General features: G+C 35.2%; 13 protein-coding genes and 2 pseudogenes. 8 read left to right on the top strand and 7 right to left on the bottom strand.

From position 1 onward, the window contains the following. Positions 1-15 precede the first annotated feature (15 nt). The 3 genes from NIL_RS01575 (at position 16) to NIL_RS01565 (ending at position 5054) form a co-directional block, all read left to right on the top strand. Positions 16-981, top strand: coding sequence for an MraY family glycosyltransferase (locus tag NIL_RS01575; RefSeq protein WP_187647897.1), 966 nt, complete (start codon positions 16-18; stop codon positions 979-981). Further along, entirely contained in the window at positions 981-2771 is a 1791-nt protein-coding gene (locus NIL_RS01570; protein ID WP_187647896.1) for a polysaccharide biosynthesis protein, read from the top strand. Before NIL_RS01575 ends, NIL_RS01570 begins: the two co-directional genes overlap by 1 nt. Positions 2772-2852: 81 nt before the next feature. After that, a complete protein-coding gene (locus NIL_RS01565) occupies positions 2853-5054 on the top strand; it encodes an STT3 domain-containing protein (RefSeq protein ID WP_187647895.1) in 2202 nt (733 codons plus the stop codon). Between the two features lie 87 nt (positions 5055-5141). Here NIL_RS01565 and NIL_RS01560 read toward each other — a convergent pair whose 3' ends face one another. Next, a complete protein-coding gene (locus NIL_RS01560; protein ID WP_187647894.1) occupies positions 5142-5531 on the bottom strand; it encodes a hypothetical protein in 390 nt (129 codons plus the stop codon). An 82-nt stretch (positions 5532-5613) separates the two neighbouring features. Here NIL_RS01560 and NIL_RS01555 point away from each other — a divergent pair, with 82 nt between their 5' ends. The 5 genes and pseudogenes from NIL_RS01555 to NIL_RS11180 all read left to right on the top strand — a co-directional run. Next, on the top strand, positions 5614-6108 hold the full coding sequence (locus tag NIL_RS01555; protein WP_197972108.1) for an asparaginase domain-containing protein: 495 nt from the start codon (positions 5614-5616) through the stop codon (positions 6106-6108). Next, the gene (locus tag NIL_RS01550) at positions 6096-8570 is read left to right on the top strand and encodes a heavy metal translocating P-type ATPase (RefSeq protein WP_187647893.1); all 2475 of its coding nucleotides are present in this window, start codon (positions 6096-6098) and stop codon (positions 8568-8570) included. The genes NIL_RS01555 and NIL_RS01550 overlap by 13 nt, the downstream gene beginning before the upstream one ends. Positions 8571-8627: 57 nt before the next feature. Beyond that, positions 8628-8861, top strand: coding sequence for a cbb3-type cytochrome oxidase assembly protein CcoS (ccoS, locus tag NIL_RS01545; protein WP_187647892.1), 234 nt, complete (start codon positions 8628-8630; stop codon positions 8859-8861). A gap of 202 nt (positions 8862-9063) precedes the next feature. Continuing rightward, positions 9064-10297, top strand: a pseudogene (locus tag NIL_RS01540) (IS256 family transposase). 46 nt (positions 10298-10343) lie between these two features. Further along, a pseudogene (locus tag NIL_RS11180) lies at positions 10344-10610 on the top strand (IS1634 family transposase); the annotation flags it as partial. A 615-nt stretch (positions 10611-11225) separates the two neighbouring features. On the opposite strand, the gene NIL_RS01535 reads toward NIL_RS11180, so the two are convergent. From NIL_RS01535 to leuS, 6 genes are all read right to left on the bottom strand, one after another. Next, positions 11226-11906: a 3-methyladenine DNA glycosylase gene (locus NIL_RS01535; protein ID WP_187647891.1), complete on the bottom strand. Its 681-nt coding sequence runs from the start codon at positions 11904-11906 to the stop codon at positions 11226-11228. 89 nt (positions 11907-11995) lie between these two features. Continuing rightward, entirely contained in the window at positions 11996-12808 is an 813-nt protein-coding gene (locus NIL_RS01530; RefSeq protein ID WP_187647890.1) for a TIGR00282 family metallophosphoesterase, read from the bottom strand. Next, positions 12808-15759 carry a transcription-repair coupling factor gene (mfd, locus tag NIL_RS01525; RefSeq protein ID WP_187648542.1) on the bottom strand — a complete coding sequence of 984 codons (2952 nt, stop codon included), beginning with the start codon at positions 15757-15759 and terminating at the stop codon, positions 12808-12810. The genes NIL_RS01530 and mfd overlap by 1 nt, the downstream gene beginning before the upstream one ends. Next, positions 15749-16900: a bifunctional folylpolyglutamate synthase/dihydrofolate synthase gene (locus NIL_RS01520; protein ID WP_187647889.1), complete on the bottom strand. Its 1152-nt coding sequence runs from the start codon at positions 16898-16900 to the stop codon at positions 15749-15751. Before NIL_RS01520 ends, mfd begins: the two co-directional genes overlap by 11 nt. Before the next feature lie 6 nt (positions 16901-16906). Then, positions 16907-17458 carry an LPS assembly lipoprotein LptE gene (lptE, locus tag NIL_RS01515; protein ID WP_197972106.1) on the bottom strand — a complete coding sequence of 184 codons (552 nt, stop codon included), beginning with the start codon at positions 17456-17458 and terminating at the stop codon, positions 16907-16909. Between the two features lie 2 nt (positions 17459-17460). Further along, positions 17461-19914 carry a leucine--tRNA ligase gene (gene leuS / locus NIL_RS01510; protein ID WP_187647888.1) on the bottom strand — a complete coding sequence of 818 codons (2454 nt, stop codon included), beginning with the start codon at positions 19912-19914 and terminating at the stop codon, positions 17461-17463. Positions 19915-19984 lie beyond the last annotated feature (70 nt).

The following is a 19984-nucleotide window of genomic DNA, read 5'->3' as shown; positions in this document are numbered from 1 at the left end:
AGAAACGAGGATCAAATGACTTTTTATATATCGATTATAATTTTATCGTTGATATTAACATTTCTCGTAAGAGAGTATGCTCTTAGAAAAAAAATTATCGACGTTCCAAACGAAAGAAGCTCTCATAGTGTTCCTACGCCAAGAGGCGGCGGTTTGGCGATAGTGATCTCTTTTTATATCGGTCTTGTGATTTTTTATCTTAATGGTAAAATTTCTAGTGAGCTTTTTTTTGCTTTAATATGCTCATTACCCATCGTTATAGTTAGTTTAGTTGACGATATCGTAACGGTGAGTTCTAAAGTAAGATTTATTGTTCAGACGGCAAGTGCCGCTTTGGCTCTTTACTTGTTAGGGGGAGTCGATAAGCTAGATTTCGTTCTGTTTAAAATCGAAGGAGAATGGATTAATCTTTTGATACTTTTGGGTATGGTTTGGCTTATTAATCTTTACAATTTTATAGATGGTATAGACGCGTATGCGGCTACGGAAGCGATTTTCGTATCTATTGGAGCGTACATTCTGTTTCAAAATGAGATCTTTTTGCTTTTGGCGGTGTCGGTTAGCGGTTTTTTACCCTTTAACTGGCCAAAAGCCAAGATTTTCATGGGTGACGTGGGCAGCGCTTTTTTGGGTTTTGTATTTGCGGTGTTTATAGTCTATTATATACATAAGGAAGTCTCCATAATCTATTGGCTTATTTTACTTGCCCTGTTTTGGTTTGATGCTACTTTAACCCTTGTAAGAAGGATAAAAAACGGAGAACCTTTTACGAAACCTCATAAAAAACATGCCTATCAAAGAGTCGTACAAGCCGGGTTTACGCATAAGCAGACCATTATTGTCGCAATGATTATTAATTTAGTCGCTTTTTCTATTTTATACGTTTTAAAAGGGACAAAAGAGATTTTTTACTTCTTTTTAATATATATTGTCGCTTTATACTTTTTGACAAAGTTTATAGATACAAAAAAGGCCTTTTGATGAATATTTTTAAACCAACAGTTGCAAATAGGGCGATATTTTTTTTGATATTTGATCTTTTAATCTCTCTTTTCACGCTATATTTGTCATATCTTTTAAGATTTAATTTTCACATACCGGCTGATCATCTACACAATTTTCCAAAAGTATTCGTTGTATTGGTATCTTTAAAGATTTTATTTTTCTTTGCTTTTAAGATCTACTTTTTTGCTTGGAGATTTTTTTCTTTAAATGAAGCTAAAAAACTACTTTTTGCTCATATTGCAGCTTATTTTGGTTTTACGATTCTATTTTTATTTTTCAAAGAGTTTTTTATACCTATGCCAAGAAGCGTTATTTTAATAGACTTTTTCTTATCTATATTTTTTATAGGCGGTTTTCGTTTTTTAAAAAGACTATTTTTAGAGTTTTCAAAAAAAGGTGAAGTTAAACCGACTATGATTATAGGGGCTACTCCAAAGGCGGTTTCTCTTATAAGACATTTTGTAACGGAAAAAGTAGATTATTGGCCTGTTGCTATAGTTGATGATAATAGTTCGATGATAAATACTTATCTTGCAAATATAAAAGTATATGATTTGCGAAATTTAGAAAGACTTATAGAGAAATTAAATATAAGTTCCGTTATTATCGCAAAAGATTATGATACGAAAGAGTTAGATAAAATTTTTGAAAAGCTTAAAGATTTAGGTATAGAAGATATTAAATTGGTAAAGCTTTTGGGAGATAGAGTCGAAGAGTTAAATGATATATCCATAGAGGATCTCTTAGCTAGAAAACCAAAAGATTTAGATATTAAAGTTATCAAAGATTTTATAGAAAATAAAACTGTTTTGATAACAGGTGCAGGCGGTAGTATAGGAAGCGAGATAGCAAGACAGTGTAGTAGATTTGGAGCAAAAAAACTGATTCTTTTAGACAATAGCGAATATAATCTATACACTATAACAGAAGAGCTCTTACATTACGATATAGTTTCTTTATTGCAAACGGTTGTGGATAGAGAAGCTATCAACAAAACTATAAAAAAATATAGACCGGATATCATAGTTCACGCGGCAGCGTATAAACACGTTCCTCTAGTTGAGTTTAATCCTAAAGAGGCAGTAATAAACAATATACTAGGAACAAAAAATGTAATTGACGCTTCTATTAAGTACGGAGTAAAGAAATTTGTACTTATTTCAACAGACAAAGCTGTTAGACCTACGAACGTAATGGGTGCGACAAAAAGAGTTTGTGAACTATACGCACAAAATGTGGATGCTAAAGATACCGAGATTGTCGCTGTTAGATTTGGCAACGTACTAGGAAGTAGTGGAAGTGTCATACCTAAGTTCAAAGAGCAGATAAAAAAAGGCGGCCCTATAACCGTAACGCATCCTAAAGTTACAAGATACTTTATGCTTATTCCCGAGGCTTGCCAGTTGGTTCTTCAAGCAGCTGCAATCGCTAAGGGAGGAGAGATTTTTATACTAGATATGGGAGAACCTGTGAAGATAGTAGATTTAGCTAAAAAAATGCTAAAGCTTTACGGAAAAGAGAAAGAGATAGAGATAGTATTTACCGGTCTTAGACCCGGAGAAAAACTTTTTGAAGAACTATTGCTAGATGAGAGGGAGCAAAAAACAAAGTATGAATCTATCTATGTGACAAGACCGACCATTTATGATATTGATGTGCTTGAAAAAAATATAGAAGAACTTTTAAAAACCGATGAAAACGGTATAGTTGCAAAGTTAAAAGAGATAGTTAAAGAGTTTCAGCCCAATCATTATAAAAAAAGTTGATAAAAAATAGTTTTTTGTTTTTAAAGTATATTGATAAACAATAATGTTAATATTATAAAAATTTACTTTAAAGGTGAATAAGTGTTTAGTAACAAGGAAGAGAATATATCAAAAAAAGAGATTATTGTTTTTATAGTTTTAGCTTTTATTTTCTCTATAACCGTTCGTTTTTATTGGTACTATTGGGCATCGGGAATAGATGGGTTTTACTGGAACAATCAGATTATGATAAATACCAATGACGGTTACTTTTTTGCTAGCGGCGCTCAAAAAGAGCTATTTGGGATGCATCAGTTTAATCCGTTAGTCCCAGGCTTTTGGGATAGGGGGCTTGTTTTTATAACCACTATTTTAGCTAAGGTTTTACCCTTTTCTCTAGATACGATAATCCTTTTTATATCCGCTTTTTTTTCTAGTTTTATAGTAATTCCTCTTGTTTTATTGGGACGGCTTTACGGTAATAGTTGGATCGGTTTTTTTGCTGCACTTTTAGGCTCTATAGTTTGGAGTTATTACAACAGGACCATGATAGGCTACTACGATACGGATATGTTTAGCGTATCGATTTTGATGTTCGTGTTTTACTTTTTAGTTGCTTCTATAAAGAGAAAAAACTATTATGATACCTTTTGGGCTGCTGTTGTTAGTGCTATATATCCTTTTTTTTATATTCCTGGACAGAACGTTTTATACGGACTTATCATAGCATATACTATCTATTTGGCAATTTTTCATAGAAGAGACTCCTTTTTCTATCCGTCGCTAATTGTACTTTATATTTCGCTTTTTCCTCTATTTTTTATTTTTAAACTCATATTGGTAATAGTTTCATTTATAGTGTTGAAAAAAGAGTTTATCTCAAAACAGTATGAGAAGTATATAGCTTTTGGAGTTATTGCTATATTTTTCCTTTGGAGTGATGCGCTTTTAAGGATCTGGCAAAAGATTGACGCATATTTTTTCAAACACGGAACGGAAAATCAGGGTTTACACTTTTTTAAGGTTATGCAAACCGTCAGAGAAGCCTCCTCGATACCATTTGAGACTCTCGCAAACAGGATAAGCGGCCATGTAGCCACCTTTTTGCTTGCAATGGTAGGATATATCGTACTTTTATTTAAAGAGAGAAGTTTTTGGATAAGCTTGGTTTTGGTAGGACTTGGACTTTTTGCTATAACGGGGGGACTTAGATTTACCATTTACGCCGTACCATTTTTGGCTTTTTCTTTGGTATATCTTTTTTGGTTCATGTTCTATAAAATAGAAAAAAATATTTTTAGATATCTACTTGTTGGTGTCTTGACTTTTTTTACGCTACTACCTAATATCCTCCACGTTGTGGATTATAAAGTCCCTACCGTTTTTACGAAAAAAGAGGTTGCAGACCTTAATAGACTTAAAAATATAGGTTCATCTAAAGATTTTGTGCTAACCTGGTGGGATTACGGCTATCCCATCTGGTACTATGCGGATAAATGTACGTTAATAGACGGTGGAAAACACAATCATGACAATTTTATAGTTTCAACAATTCTCTCAACCAATTCACAACTACAAGCCGCTAGACTAGCTAGGATCTCCGTTGAGACTTACGTCAAACAGGTAGAGTGGTATAAAAGATATAAAGAAGAAGGACTTGATTTATCTGAAATTCCAGAAGAGTTTATATTTCAAAAAAAAGGGAGGAAATCTTTTGTAGCAAATCCGGGTTTTCCGGTTGCAGATGTAATCTTTCAAAACGGTAAAAAGAGCCAGATAGATCCAAACGACTTTTTAGAAGAGCTAAAATATGGTGACGTAAAACTTCCAAAAAAGACGAGAGAGATATATATCTATCTGCCTCTTAGAATGATGGAGATTTTTTCAACCGTAAAACTTTTTAGCAGTATAGATCTAAAAACCGGCAAAAAAACTTCCTCACCTTTTATGTTCTATAGTGAAAGATTTAAAGATACAAAAGATCTCCTCATATTTGAAAGAGGAGTGGCGCTTGATAAAAAAAGTGGAGTTTTACTTATCGGTAAACAGAAAGTCCCTATAAAAGATTTTTTTACGGTAGGGTTTACAAAAGATGGAAAAGTTGTTAAACAAAAACAGAGTCTGCGCAAAAACGCTCCTTTAAGCGTGATCTCTTTGTCAAGTTATCAATCTTTTTTGATAGTCGATGATGAGATGTTAAACTCTTTATATATCCAGATGTTTGTTTTTGACAACTATGATAAAGATCTGTTTGAGCCAATAGTTATATCTCCTTGGAGCAAGATTTATCGTGTTAAGATATAATCTTGCTATTTTTTCGTTTTTGAATTATTATAGTTCAAAAAAGAAAAAGATAAAAAAGCTGTTTATGTGTAAGTTATTAGTTCTTTATCAAAAGAGTGCAAAATAAAACAATACAGTATAAACGACTGTATTTAAGTATATCATACTAGAAGACATCTGAAAATCTTGAGGGATACCTAAAATCTCATCTATATCTTTGCCTTTTATTTTAGATTGAATGAGCCATAGTTTAAAGGCTATATCGGAAGTTTTTAAAAGCAAGATACTAATCATCCATATATTTGATATTCCAGATTTTATAGCTATATATAAAACAAACCAGTAGCTAGGATGAGATAAGAAAAAGTAGATTTGGCCATTTTCATACTTTTTAAAAATATTGTCGATTATACCTTTAAAACTGTCCGCTTTTTGCCAAGATGCCTCGTATAGCTCAAAAATTATTAAAACGATTAGATATAAAGCTTTATCTTCCATAACTCCTACTAATATAAAAACTTTTCGCTATTTTAATCAAAAATGAATAAAATATGGTTGAATATTAACTAAAGAGGTAGAGTTGGAGATAGCGATTATCAATACCGGAGGGACCTTCAATAAAAGATATGATCCCATAAAGGGAGAGTTGATAGTTCCCAAAGATAACTTAGCTATAGAGAATATTTTAAAAAGTTATCATACAAACTTAGATTATGTACTAAAAGGGATGATATTTAAAGATAGTCTTGAAATGGACGATAAAGATAGAGAGAGTCTGCTAAACGAGATAAAAAATGCTCAAACTAAAAAGGTTTTAATAGTTCACGGAACGGATACTATGCAAAAGAGTGCGGCCTTCATAGCAAAAAATATTGAAGAAAAATGTGTCGTATTTACCGGTGCTATGGAGCCTTTTTCCATAAATCCGGTCGAAGCGACGGCAAATTTTACTTTGGCTTTAGCAAAACTTCTTTTGGATTATGAGCATGGGGTTTTTATAGCTATGCACTCTTTGGTTCTTCCTTATAATAAAATTATAAAAGATAGAGAGAGGGGAGTTTTTTGTCGAAAATAAGCTGCGATCACTGCAATCTCGAATTTGACGAAAAGGTTATGATAGAAGATGAGATTGATGGAGAAAAGAAGTATTTTTGTTGTAAAGGGTGTCGGGGAGTTTATCATCTTTTAAAAGAGGAAGGTCTTGATAGTTTTTACGATAAACTAGGGAGCACGAAGCTTCAGCCTGCGGTTAAGAAAGAGGATGATCTAAAAAAGTTTGATCTAGAAGGTTTTATCAAAAAGTATGTAAAAGTTAGAGATGACGGGTTGCACGAGATAAATCTCATAATGGAGGGGATTCACTGTGCAGCTTGCGTATGGCTTAACGAAAAGGTTCTTCACCAAACTCCCGGAGTCATAGAGGCTACTATCAACTATACCAACAATAAAGCAAAAATTGTTTGGGTTCCAGAAGAGATAAAACTCTCTAAGATTATAGAAACGATCCGCTCCATAGGGTATAACGCTTATCCTTACGATCCAAAACTTCAAGAAGAGAGAGCAGTAAAACAAAGGAGAGACTACTATGCTCGCATACTAGTAGCTGTTTTTGCAACAATGAATATTATGTGGATAGCTATAGCTCAGTATGTAGGACTTTTTACCGGAATGAGACGAGATATCAAAGATATATTGAATTTTGCCGAGTTCGTTTTGGCTACTCCTACTCTTTTTTATAGCGGATGGGTATATTACAGAAGTGCCTATTATGGCTTGAAGCATCGCTTTGTCAATATGGATCTGCTCGTAGCAACAGGAGCTACGCTAGCTTATATCTATTCCATTTATGCCATGGTTACCCGAACTGGAGAGGTTTACTTTGATTCTGTAACTATGATAGTAACATTTATCTTGGTTGGAAAATATCTTGAAGTTTTAAGTAAAAAACAGGCGGTTGATACTCTAGACTCTATCTTGGGTACTATTCCTACCGAAGTTACGGTTGTAAAGGAGAACGAAAAAGCTCTAGTGATGGTGGAAAATGTGGAGCCCGGAGATATCATAGAGATAAAACCTGGCGAAAAAGTTGTTATTGACGGGATTATAGTAAACGGAAGCGCTTCCTTTGACGAAAGCTCTTTAACCGGAGAGAGCGAGCCGGTATTTAAAAAAGAGGGTGATGAGGTATTAAGCGGTTCCATCTGTTTAGACGGGGTAGTCAGATATAGAGCGAAAAAAGATTTTTCCACATCACTTTTATCAAATATCGTTTCACTACTTGAAGACTCCATAACTAAAAAGCCTAAAATAGAGAGACTAGTAAATCAGATCTCGGGATATTTTAGCGTTACGATTCTTTCTATCGCTTTTTTAACTTTTTTAGGGTGGTATTTTTATGCGGGAGAGTTTGAAAAGGCTTTGATAGTAGCTATTTCTGTGGTAGTTATAGCCTGTCCTTGCGCTTTGGGGCTTGCTACTCCGATGGCTACTTTGGTAGGCATAGGTATAGCCGCTAAGAGAGGACTTCTTTTTAAAGAGGCAGCGTTTTTGGAAACTATGGCAAAAAGCGACATGCTTGTTTTGGATAAAACTGGAACGATAACGGAAGGAAAGCCAACGGTTATTACCTATGAGAAGTTAAAAGATTTTGATGAGAGTATCGTTTTAGAACTAGTAAAAAACTCGAATCATCCTATTAGTAAAGGAGTGGAGAGGTTTATAGTAGAGAAGGTGGTAAGGTGGCAAGGGGTGAAGGAGGGAAGGAGTGAAGATGAATATTTTTGTACCCACACTCACACTCACACACACACTTCAATATTGAAGGTCGAAGAGTTTAAAGAGATAAAAGCAAAAGGGATGATTGCTAAAATTGATGGTAAAAGAGTTTTGGGAGGAAATATTGAGCTTTTAAAAGAGTTTGGGATAGATATAGAAATAGAGAGTGAAAATAGTATATTTTTGGTTGCGATAGAAAACGAGCTTGTAGCTATTTTTGAACTTAGCGATAAGATAAAAGAGGGAGCTGCAGAAGCAATTGCGAAAATAAAAGAAATGGGTATAAGAGTTGTAATGTTAACCGGCGATAATGAAAAGGTAGCCAAAAAAGTAGCCGATACGCTTGGGATAGAAGAGTTTTACGCAAAACTTTTGCCACAAGACAAAAGTGCCTACATAGATAAGTTTCATAAAGGGGGACACATCATCGTAATGGCCGGAGACGGTATAAACGACTCTATAGCCCTTGCTTGCAGCGATATAGCTATCGCGATGGGTAGTGGGGCGGATGTGGCCATAAGCGTTAGCGATATAGTTTTACTTGATGAAAAGCCAAAAAGTATATATGAGGCTTATAAGATAAGTAGAAGAACCTTTAAAGCTGTTAAAGAGAATCTCGCACTCTCTTTGATATATAACACTTTTGCGGTTCCAGTAGCGGTGATGGGGTTTGTAAATCCTTTGGTAGCCGCTATTTCCATGTCTTTAAGTTCATTGTTGGTTGTTGGTAATTCGTTTAGAATTAAGTTGAGTAATAAGTGACGAGTGATGAGTTTATCGATTACCCGTTACTGATCACTAAATACTAAAAGGAAAAAAATGAGTGCCGGTATAATAGCTATGATGTTGGGTGTTTCGACGCTTCTTGGTGCTTTAGGATTGGCGGCTTTGTTGTGGGGACTAAGAACAGGACAGTTCGACGACACATCTAAGTTTTTGGACGTCGCTAGATTTGATGGAGAAGAAGAACTAAAAGATGCCATTATGATGGAAGAGAAGAGAAAAAAAGCTTTAGAAAAGAGAAGAAAAGATAAAAGGATAATGCCGGATTGATTATGAGTGATGAGTAATCGGTGACAAGTAATTGGTAAGTAGTAATTGTAAAAAATGATGAATTTAAACAGGGAAAAGCAAAAAGGAATATTTATGAAAAATAACAAAGATTTAGAAGTTTGGAAAGAATCAATTAATTTGGGAGCGTTAGAAATTTTGTGTCAATCCGATAGAATAAAATAATCTAAAGGAGAGACACAATATGGAAAACTTCGATTTGAATGAAGCTCTTGAGGCTATCAAGGCTGGAGCAAAAATAGATGGCAAAGATGGAGTACTTGCACCACTTATTAAACAACTCACAGAGGCTGCTTTAGAAGCAGAACTTGAATCACATCTAGCTAAAGAGATAAAAAACCGCAAAAATGGCAAATCTTCAAAAACAATGAAGAGTTCAGTTGGCGAGTTTGAACTAGTGGTTCCAAGAGATAGAAAAGGGACATTCGAACCTCAAATCGTTAAAAAGTATCAAACTTATATGAGCGATCAAATAGAGCAGAAAATACTATTACTCTATGCTCTTGGAAACTCCTATAGCCAGATAGCCCAGCATATTAAAGAACTTTATGGTATTGAATTTTCCAAAGCCACTATTAGTGCTGTTACAGATAAGATTATTCCAATGTTAAAAGAGTGGCAGCAAAGACCATTAGAGGCAGTATATCCTTTCATTTGGCTTGATGCAATACACTATAAAATCAAAGATAATGGTAAATATGTTAATAAAGCTGTTTATACTATTCTTGGAGTAAATTTGGAAGGCAAAAAAGAGATATTGGGACTTTATCTATCAGAGTCTGAAGGTGCCAATTTCTGGCTATCTATTTTAACAGATTTAAACAATAGAGGAGTCGAAGATATACTTATTATCAGTGGATGGACTCAAAGGGTTTTCAGAGGCTATCAATGCAATATTTCCTAAGACCGAAGTGCAACTTTGCATTATTCATCGTCCGAGCGAAGCGACAACCCCGCAGGCGAAGCCGAGGACAATAAGAAATTCCCTTAAATATGTAGCTTCTAAAGACTCCAAAGAGTTCATGAAAGACCTTAAAAAAGTGTATCAGGCAATATCCAAAGAGGCTGCCGAAACGGAATTGGATCGGCTTGAAGAGAAATGGGGCAAAAAATACCCCATTGTTATCAACTCGTGGAGAAATAAATGGGAAAATCTCTCCTATTATTTCAAATATCCTGAAGATATCCGTCGTATCGTCTATACTACAAATATCATAGAATCTGTCCATCGACAGTTTCGAAAACTTACTAAAACAAAAGGAGCGTTTCCCAATGAAAACAGCCTTTTAAAGCTGCTCTATCTTGGTATTCAGAATGCTCAAAAAAAGTGGACAATGCCAATTAGAAACTGGAGTCTTACTCTCTCCCAATTGGCTATATTTTTTGAAGGAAGACTCGAGAAAGCTCTCGAGCTATGATATAATCCTATGAACTATCGGTGACACAAAATTATGAACGGTCTCATCTAAAACTGACCTAAAAATCAGACCGATTCATCATAGATTAGAACATAGAATCAAAGCCCATATCCTCGTAGCCTTTGTAGCTTATGCAATCTATAAAGAATTTGAAAGAAGGTTAAAACTTCATAATATGCAATTTACTTTTTCTAAAAAACTTATAATTGAACTTATAAAAAATATGAAAGCCATTGAAACCAAAGACTCTATTAAACTTTTTAATTTTAACAATTATCAATCTCTAATTTACTCCGCTATATTCAATACCTAATTTTTGGGTGTCTTTCCGCACAATTCAGGAAGTTGATTTATGGGGACTGTAAAATAAACTGTGTAAACCACCTAAAGCCCTTAAAACCTTAGCGTGTATATTTTCCAACTTTTATCTCAGACTCTATCCTCATCAATTGCTCCGTCATCCATTTCATCATTGATAAAAGTGGAACCACCTCTCCCACAAGCTGCATCATTATCTCTTTAAATATTTTTGTCTCATCTATTTTTTTGCTATTATTTCTTTTAGATTGGTTTCCTCATACTTGCTTTATTCCTTACTGAGAAGTCCATCCAACTCTTTTGAAGATTTCAAAATCTCAAAAAGAGTCTTCAAGTAAAATTGCGAACTTTATTGTACACTACCAGCACTAACACCCCGTTTATAGGCAATTAAAAATTTTTTTTACTTATCATCCTATAGATAGGGCTTCAAAATTTAGATAGGGCTTCAAAATTTTTAAAAAGCCTCTAAATCTCAAGCAAAAGTACTATTGAAACAAATTCTATTGCAAAATCCGGGTTAAACTAGGAGAATTTGATAAAGAAATATTTACGTTTGATATAGATATCTATCAGATAAATATATCTTTTGATGAAATTTTTAAAAGATTTAGGTAAAAAGTAGTTTTTTAACTTTATCTTCCCTTTGTTTTCCCTTAAAATACTCTTTGCAAAAATCTACAATTTTGCCATGAAATCTTGCATATATTTGATTTAAGGGTATCTCTTTATTGTAAAGCTCATAGATTTCGTCTAAATTTTGAAAAACCCCTTCCGTTAAGAAATCAGCAATATCATCATACTCGCTAAACTCATATCCTGTAATACCGAGTATCCTGGCAGTATAGCTGTCAACCACCATAAAATCTTTATAACAGGCATAATTGAGTATAGAATCGGCTGTCTCTTTGCCTATTCCCTTTTGATTTAAAAGCCAGTATCTGCTGACCCTCTTTTGAAAAATTTCAAAACTTCCAAACTCATTCAAAATATTTTGTGATAGTTTTTTTAGTCTAAAAGCTTTTGTATTGTAAAAACCGGCCGGTTTTATAAGAGTAGAGAGCAGTTTTTGATCAATCTGGGCTAGCTTTTCAAGCTCTATATCGTTCATATAATTTTTTAGATTTAAAAGAGCCTCTTCAACTTTTTCCCATCTTGTATTTTGAGTCAAAATAGCCCCTACCACAACCTCAAACGTTCCACTGTTAGGCCACCAGTAAGGATCTCTTTCATCTTTTAAAAATCCAAGCTCTTTTAATCTTTTTAACAGTTCAAAACTGTTTTCTATCATTAGCATCCTTTTGTAACAAGGTAGCAAGTTTCAAAGTCACTAAACAATAACTATATTTTAACTCCTCACTTTTTCACTTCATCACTTTATTACTCTTCTTTAAACGCCCTTTGCGAAACAAAATACTCCTCTTCATCGTAGGCTTTCACTTTATAAGCATCCTTGCATTTTCCATCTTCTATCTCAAAAATCACCATCTGAAATATCTTTTTGCACTTATCAGGCACATCGAATCGTCCTGGAAGTCCTGTTAAAAACCTCTTTATAGGCACACTCTTCTCCATCCCTATCACATTGTCTCTACAGCCCGTAAGTCCCACATCAGTAATATAACCAACATCATGAAAAATTTGCAAATCATCGCTTCCCACATGGGTATGTGTCCCGGCTATGGCACTGACACTATTTTTTAGCATCATTAAAAGAGCTCTTTTTTCGCTGGTTGCTTCTGCGTGCATATCAATAAATATGTTTTTTACCCCATCTTCATGAAGCTTTTCAACAACTCTCTTTATTGTTATAAAAGGATTATCAACCATCGGCATGGAGTAGTATCCCATAAGATTTACAATCGCAAGTTTTTCTTCTTTTACCTCTACAACTTCCATCCCGCGTCCGGGAACCCCTTCAGGGTAATTAACGGGCCTAAGTATGGGATAGCTATCTAAAAGAGCAAAAATATCCTTTTTATCCCAGGTATGATTTCCTCCTGTCATCAAATCGATACCGCACCTAAAAAGCTCTTTGGCGTTTTTCTCAGTCAGACCAAAACCGTGACTTGCATTTTCATAATTTGCAATAACAAAATCAAGTCCTTCTTTCTCTCTTATCTCTTTTAGGTGTCTTGCTACCATCTTTCTGCCGGGTTTTCCTATGATATCTCCAATAAAACCTATCTTCATCAACTTCCCCTAAGTTTTCTAAGTACGGTATCTATAAGATCATCTTCATCTTTGCTTCTAGCTTTTAAAAACTCTTTTTTCCCGTCATTATACTCGATAGTTATATTTTCATTATAGTTAGAGATAGTTTTAATACCTTTTTTAAGTCCCAATATCTTCATAATAACAACATCCAAAAACTGTTTTGTAACATTGTCAAGTTTGCCAAATCTATCGGCAATCTCCTCTTCTATATCATAAACTTCATCCACTTCTTCACACTGGCCTAATCTTCTATAAAGATCTAGTCTCAGCCTATCTTCGCTAACAAGCTCTTTTGAGATATAAGCGTTTATGGCAAGCTTTATCTCGATTTTCGGTTTTTCTTCCATCTTACCAGTTGTTAGTAAGTTTAAAGCCTCTTCTAGCATTTTCAGATACAAGCTATATCCGATATTTTTTATATGACCGCTTTGCTGAGCCCCTATGATGTTTCCTCCTCCTCTTATCTCCAAATCGTGCATAGCCAAAACCTGTCCGCTTCCAAGATATGAGTTGGACTCAAGCGCCACAAGTCTCTTTTTAGCTTCATCAGTTAATCTCTCTTTATTTTCCACCATAAAGTAGCAATACCCCTCTTTTTTACCTCTTCCAACGCGGCCTCTTAGCTGATGAAGATCTGCCATTCCGAATCTATCGGCTCCATCTACTATGATCGTATTTACGTTTGGCATATGAAGTCCAGATTCTACTATAGATGTGGATAGAAGCAGATCATATTTTTTTTGATAAAAGTTCAAAAGCTCCTTTTCGGTAACGGAGGCGCTAACCTTTGAGTGAAGCACCAAAATCTTAAGATTTGGCAAAATCTCTAAAAGTTCCTCTTTTTTAGACTCTATATTTGCTATGGAGTTGAAGATGTAAAATATCTGTCCTCCTCGCCTAAGCTCCCTTAAAATTACCTCTTTAACGAGCTTTTCGTTATACTCTTTAACATAGGTTCTAACCTCTTTTTTACCTTGAGGGGGCGTTCTTAGTTCACTAAACTCTTTAAGACGACTTAAAGCCATATTAAGACTTCTTGGAATCGGAGTAGCACTCATACTAAGAACGTGAACATTTTCGCTCATCGCTTTAAGCTTCTCTTTCTGTTTTACGCCAAATTTATGCTCTTCGTCTATCACTATCAGGGCTAGCTTTGCAAACTCTACTCCCAAAATGGAGTGAGTTCCCACTACCACATCTATACTTCCCTCTTTCAATTTTTGCAGAACTATCTTTTTCTCTTTGGAACTTACAAATCTATCAAGCCTAGCTACTTTTATACCGAACTTTTCAAACCTCTCTTGTAAAGTTTTGTAGTGTTGATTTGAAAGTAGCGTTGTAGGAGCCAAAAAAGCAGCCTGATATCCGCTTTTTACCACGGCAAAAATGGCGTTCATAGCAACTTCTGTTTTTCCAAAACCCACATCTCCGCTTAGAAGCCTGTCCATAACCTTACCGCTAGATAGATCTTTAAAGATCTCCTCTATCGCCTCTTTTTGATCCGGCGTATACTCAAATCCGGCCTCTTTTTGGAAGATTTTAATTTCTGGATTTTCTACATTGCAAACTACACCTTTTAAAAGCTCTCTTTTTGCCGCAAGCCTTACTATTTCGTTTGCTATCTCAAAAAGTTTCTCTTTTACCTTTTTCTTTAGCTTTGCAAAAGAGCTGCTTCCAAGTCTATCTAAAACCGGTATTGCTCCACTATCAGCAATATACCTATCTATCAAGTCTATATTCTCAACAGGAACCAAAAGCCTATCATCACCTTGGTATTTAAGAACCAAAAAATCTTTAGTCGCCCCAAGAACGGTTACCGCTTCGATACCGCTAAAAATCGCGATACCGTGATTATCGTGAACTACATAATCGCCGGGTTTTAGTTCATCAAGTAAAACTTTGGCTTTTTTCACCCTTTTAAATTTTTCTCTTTTGTTTAGAGATATTATCAGTTCTTCATCGCTTTCGATATTTAAAACTATATCTTTATAGATAAATTTTAACCCTTCAAAACTATCTAGTGCGCTTCTTCTAACTACCGTTTCGTTTTTAGCGATAACTTTTATCTTTTTATCTTTTCTGAACTTTATAAGAGAGTTTATGTTTATAACTTCAATATCTTTATAGTCTCTAGCTTCCTCGATAATAGGCAAATCAAAAGAACTTTTTGGAACAAACTCGAAACTCTCTTCATACAAAGAGTCAATCTCATCTTTTATACCGCTAACTAAAAAGGCTCTTTTACCATCCAACAGATTTATCTTTTCATCAAGATACCAAAAACCCAAAGAGGCAATATCTTTAACAAATACGTCGCTCTCAGTCTCTTTGATCCTATTTAAAAGCTTCTCATACTCGCTTTCATCAAGACCAAAGAGTGCGGGCGTGACTCTTATGCTCTCAAGTTCATCCTTAAAACTCTTTTGCGTAGTTTCGTCAAAATATCTAATACTCTCTATCTCATCATCAAAAAGACTGATTCTAACCGGTTTTGAATCTTTAGGATATATATCTATAATATCTCCTCTAAAAGAGACCTCGCCTTTCGTTTCCACAATATCTACAAACTCATAGCCCCAATAAAGTAGTCTATTTTTAAGTTCGCCTAGATCAACTCTATCTCCAAATTCGAGCGAAAAGCTTTTAAAATATTTTGGCGAGGGGAGATAGTTTGAGAGTGTCTGATACGCAGAGATCAAAAGAGTCTTTTTTGTGTAGTATATATCAAGAGCGCTTAGTAGCTCTTCAAGTTCCTCTTTGAAGCTTCTTAGATCATCGCCAAATCTTGCCCTAAAGTCTGGCAAAACTACAGCTTCTATATCTAAATATTTAGCTACGTCCAATACCTCTTTTGCCTCTTTTTCATCTGTTACTACTAAAATATCGGGAATCTCTTTTTTTAAAAACTCAAAAACTTTAGCTTGCAGAAAAGCCTCCTTTTAAAAACTCTTCAGCTACTCTAAATGAACCAAAAACAAGATACTCTTCTTCCTTCTCTACCCTCTTAAAATCTCCATATTTTATACCCAGTTCTCTCAAAACATTTATGAGCTCCTCTTTATCAACCGCTCTTTCGTCTTCTATATCTATAATCTCTACTCTTTTAATTTTCGGTTTTAATATCTTTAAAACCTCTTTAAAATCCTTATCTTCATAAGCGTTGTAAACCAAAACCGTATCTGGCCTAAGTTCACGCTCTATCGCTTTTGCTGCTAGAGGGTTGTGCCCCACATCCAAAACAACATTATCGGCAACTTTTTGGAACCTACCAAAAATCTGCAAATCAAAACAATCTTCTATCTCAAGACTCACTCCCAACACTTTGCCAGCCGCAAAAGCCAATGATAGATTTTCACTAAAAAATATCGGATAAGCTTTTTTGCTTATGAACTCTTTTATATCACTCTTTTCCTCTTTGCTCAAAAGCTCATCAACCATATAAAGTTTACATCCTATCTCTTTTGCCACCTCTTTTGCTATCTCTTCTACACTTTTATGTTTTTGATATCCTAAAATCGCTTCTTTGCGGATACTTCTTATCTTTGTTTTCGCAATCTTTTCTATGCTGTTTCCCAAAAAGGCTTGATGATCAAAATCTATCGCGGTTATTAAACTTAGCTCCTTATCAAAAACGTTCGTAGCGTCAAACTCGCCTCCAAGACCGGCCTCCATAACAGCAAAATCCAGCCCTTCAAAAGATACGGCGGCCAAAAGAGTTGTGTACTCAAAATAACTAAGACTCTCTTGAAACTCTTTTGGCAATATATTTAAAAGCTTTTTATGAGTATTCTCCAAGGATTCGTCATCTATATCTTTTGCGTTTATCCAGATTCTTTCGTTAAATTTTAAGATATGGGGAGAAGTATAGTGTCCGGTTTTATACCCTTTTTTAAAGAGCATATAAGCTAAAAATCTGCCGGTGCTACCTTTGCCGTTAGTTCCTACGATATGGATAATTTTAGGTAGAGACAATTTCTCTTTTACGCTCTCATACGCTCTAGGCATTCTTGTGTAATCGATATTTTTATAATAACGAGGCTTGGAGTTTAGGAAATCTTTTATAGTCATTAAAACTTAACTCTCTTGATATCCTATGATAGAGATTTGCGAAATAAACTTATCCAAAGCTTTCTTAGAGCTCTCCCTTATAGCTTCAAATCTTTTAGTATCCGAAATAACACTGTTTGGCTCAATAGGAAAATCGTAATTGCCGGAAACCGTCAATATTTTCGTTTCTCCTTTTCTACTTTTATAGACTATTTTTAGAGAGGTAATAGCTCTATAGTAAATAACATATCCGTTTTTGTCATATTGAAGTGGCCTAAAACTAACTCCTCTTAAGCTAACTATTAGTTCACTATCGGCATACTGTTTTGGTACCAAAGAGCCTTTAAATCTGCTTACTATAGCTTCGTTTAAGGCGTCCTTTATCAAAACTGCGTTTTCAGGATCTCTTAGATAGACCTCAACCTGGGAGTAGATCTTTTCGCCCAAAACTTTTTTCGTATATACCGAAGTTGGTTTGTATCCGCAACCGGTTATTAAATATACAAGGATAAAGGCTGAAGGCAAAAGGAGAAAAACTCTCCTAAATGCCGAAATAAAATCTCTCATCTCTAATCTCAAATCTACCCTTTTACCACTATATTTACAAGTCTATTTGGAACCACAATCTCTTTAACTATCTCTTTATCCTCTATCCACTTTTTAGCTTTCTCTTTAGCTGTTCGTAAAATCTCCTCTTTGGAAGCATTTACGGGCACTTCTATCTCGGCTCTTCTTTTCCCGTTTATAGTTACCGCCAAAGTTACGCTATCTTCTTGGAAAACTTCCTCTTTTATCTCGATATTTTCAAAATTGTTTCTATTAAAAAGTCTATCAGATATCTCCCAGCATACGTGAGGAATAATAGGCTCTAATATATTTGATAGTATCCAGTATCCTTCGCTCCATACCTCTTCATTTTTTTGTGCGTTTAAAGCATTTAAAGCTTCCATAGAAGCGGCTATTAGAGTGTTGAAAGTGTAGTTTTTTTCATAAACATCTTTCGATTTTTTCAAAGCCTCGTAAACTTTCTTTCTAGCAAGTTTCTCCTCTTTTGAGAGTTTTGAGTGATCTATAGCAGGTAAATTTTCGCAAGGTTTTACATCCAAAGATCTATCAAAAAATCTCTTTATAAATCTATAAGCCCCTTCAACCGCACTGTCGTTCCACTCAAGCTCTTTTGAAGGAGGGGCCGCAAAAAGGATAAAGAGTCTTGCGGTATCGGCACCGAATTTTTCCACAATCGAGTCCGGATCTACCACGTTGCCTTTAGACTTACTCATCTTAGCTCCATCTTTTAAAACCATACCCTGGGTAAGCAGTCTCTCAAAAGGCTCGTCAATATCTACGTATCCTAAATCTCTTAAAGCTTTTGTAAAAAACCTAGAATATAAAAGATGCAATATAGCATGCTCTATACCGCCGATATACTGATCAACGCTCATCCAGTAGTCGGTATCCTCTTTTTTGAAAGGCAGCTTATCCCAATACTCTTTTTGAGTGGTAAATCTTAGAAAGTACCAACTAGACTCCACAAAAGTATCTAAAGTATCCGTCTCTCTTATAGCATCCTCGCCACAATTTGGACATTTTGTATATTTCCAGGTTGGATGTAGCTCTAAAGGATTTCCTTCACCGGTAATCTGCACATCTTCCGGTAAAGTTACGGGGAGATTCTCTTTTTTCTCTGCCACAAGTCCACATTTTGGACACTTAACAAGAGGAATTGGCGTCCCCCAGTATCTTTGTCTACTAACCAACCAATCTTTAAGTTTATAATTTATAGTTTTTTTTCCTAACCCCTCTTTTTCGAAATAGTCAATTATCGCTTTTTTAGCTTTTTCGCTCTCTAAACCACTAAACTCTTCGCTATCAAAGAGGACTCCAGGCTCTACAACAGCTCTATCGCTATCGATTTTGCCATCTTTAGGCTTTATAACATATCTGATAGAAAGATTGTATTTTTTAGCAAACTCAAAATCTCTCTCATCATGGGCAGGTACGGCCATCACCGCGCCGCTTCCATACTCAGTCAAAACAAAATTTGCCACCCATACCGGAATCTTCTCTTTTGTTAGCGGATGGATTACGTAAAGATTTAGAAATAACCCCTCTTTTTCTGCCTGGGCTCTAAGTTTTGGCGGAGTATTTTGCATCTTTTTAATCTTTTGGATCGACTCGCTATCTAAAAGAGTATTATTTACAAGATATTTTACTATCTCATGCTCTGGCGCCAAAGCCGTATAGGTAACTCCATAGATAGTATCGGCTCTTGTAGTAAAAACTTTAAAACCCTCAAACTTTTCACCTAACCTCTTTTTGCTATCATCGTCAAGCTTTAATTCAAACTCTAACCCTTCGCTTCTACCTATCCAGTTTCTTTGCATAGCAATGACCTGTTTTGGCCATTTACCCTCCAGTTTTTCAAGATCTCTTAAAAGCTCCTCCGCATAATCAGTGATCTTTAAAAAGTATTGGTCCATCTCTTTTTGGACTACTTCCGTATCACATCTCCAACATCTACCCTCTATCACCTGCTCGTTTGCCAAAACGGTTTTATCGTGAGGACACCAGTTTACGGTAGCACTGCTTCTATACAGAAGCCCTTTTTCAAACATATCAACGGTAAATTCTTGTTCAAACTTAGTATATATCTCATCGCAAGTGGCAAACTCCCTCTCTTGAGAAAAACTAAAACCTAAAGAGTCTAGTTCCTTTCTCATATAGTCTATATTTTCATAAGTCCATTTTTTAGGGTGTACACCTTTTTTTATAGCCGCATTCTCTGCAGGCATCCCAAACGCATCCCAGCCGATAGGATGAAGAACGTTTTTCCCGATTTTTCTGTAGTATCTAGCAATAGCATCACCTATAGCGTAGTTTCTAACATGCCCCATGTGGATACGTCCGCTTGGATAAGGAAACATACTCAAAATATATCTTTTTTCCTTTGTATAGTCATTTTTTGGTTCGTAATATCTATCTTTTTTCCAAAACTCTTGCCACTTTTTTTCTATACTTTTAGGTTCGTAACCCATCATCTCCCTTTAGTCGTTAGTTTTTAGTCGTTAGTCTTTAGCCATCAGTCGTTAATCTTTAGATTATCTG

Origin of the sequence: Nitrosophilus labii (assembly GCF_014466985.1) — a bacterium.
Lineage (GTDB): Bacteria > Campylobacterota > Campylobacteria > Campylobacterales > Nitratiruptoraceae > Nitrosophilus_A > Nitrosophilus_A labii.
The sequence above is the reverse complement of the archived record's forward strand: the minus strand, read 5'-3'. Positions and strand labels throughout refer to the sequence as shown.

What these genes read in the sequence shown, in the direction of transcription:
- NIL_RS01570 (WP_187647896.1), top strand. Translation starts at nt 981, where the DNA reads ATGAATATTTTTAAACCAACAGTTGCAAATAGGGCGATATTTTTTTTG.
- ccoS (WP_187647892.1), top strand. Translation starts at nt 8,628, where the DNA reads ATGAGTGCCGGTATAATAGCTATGATGTTGGGTGTTTCGACGCTTCTT.
- NIL_RS01535 (WP_187647891.1), bottom strand. Translation starts at nt 11,906, where the DNA reads ATGATAGAAAACAGTTTTGAACTGTTAAAAAGATTAAAAGAGCTTGGA.
- NIL_RS01560 (WP_187647894.1), bottom strand. Translation starts at nt 5,531, where the DNA reads ATGGAAGATAAAGCTTTATATCTAATCGTTTTAATAATTTTTGAGCTA.
- leuS (WP_187647888.1), bottom strand. Translation starts at nt 19,914, where the DNA reads ATGGGTTACGAACCTAAAAGTATAGAAAAAAAGTGGCAAGAGTTTTGG.
- NIL_RS01575 (WP_187647897.1), top strand. Translation starts at nt 16, where the DNA reads ATGACTTTTTATATATCGATTATAATTTTATCGTTGATATTAACATTT.
- NIL_RS01530 (WP_187647890.1), bottom strand. Translation starts at nt 12,808, where the DNA reads ATGAAGATAGGTTTTATTGGAGATATCATAGGAAAACCCGGCAGAAAG.
- NIL_RS01520 (WP_187647889.1), bottom strand. Translation starts at nt 16,900, where the DNA reads ATGACTATAAAAGATTTCCTAAACTCCAAGCCTCGTTATTATAAAAAT.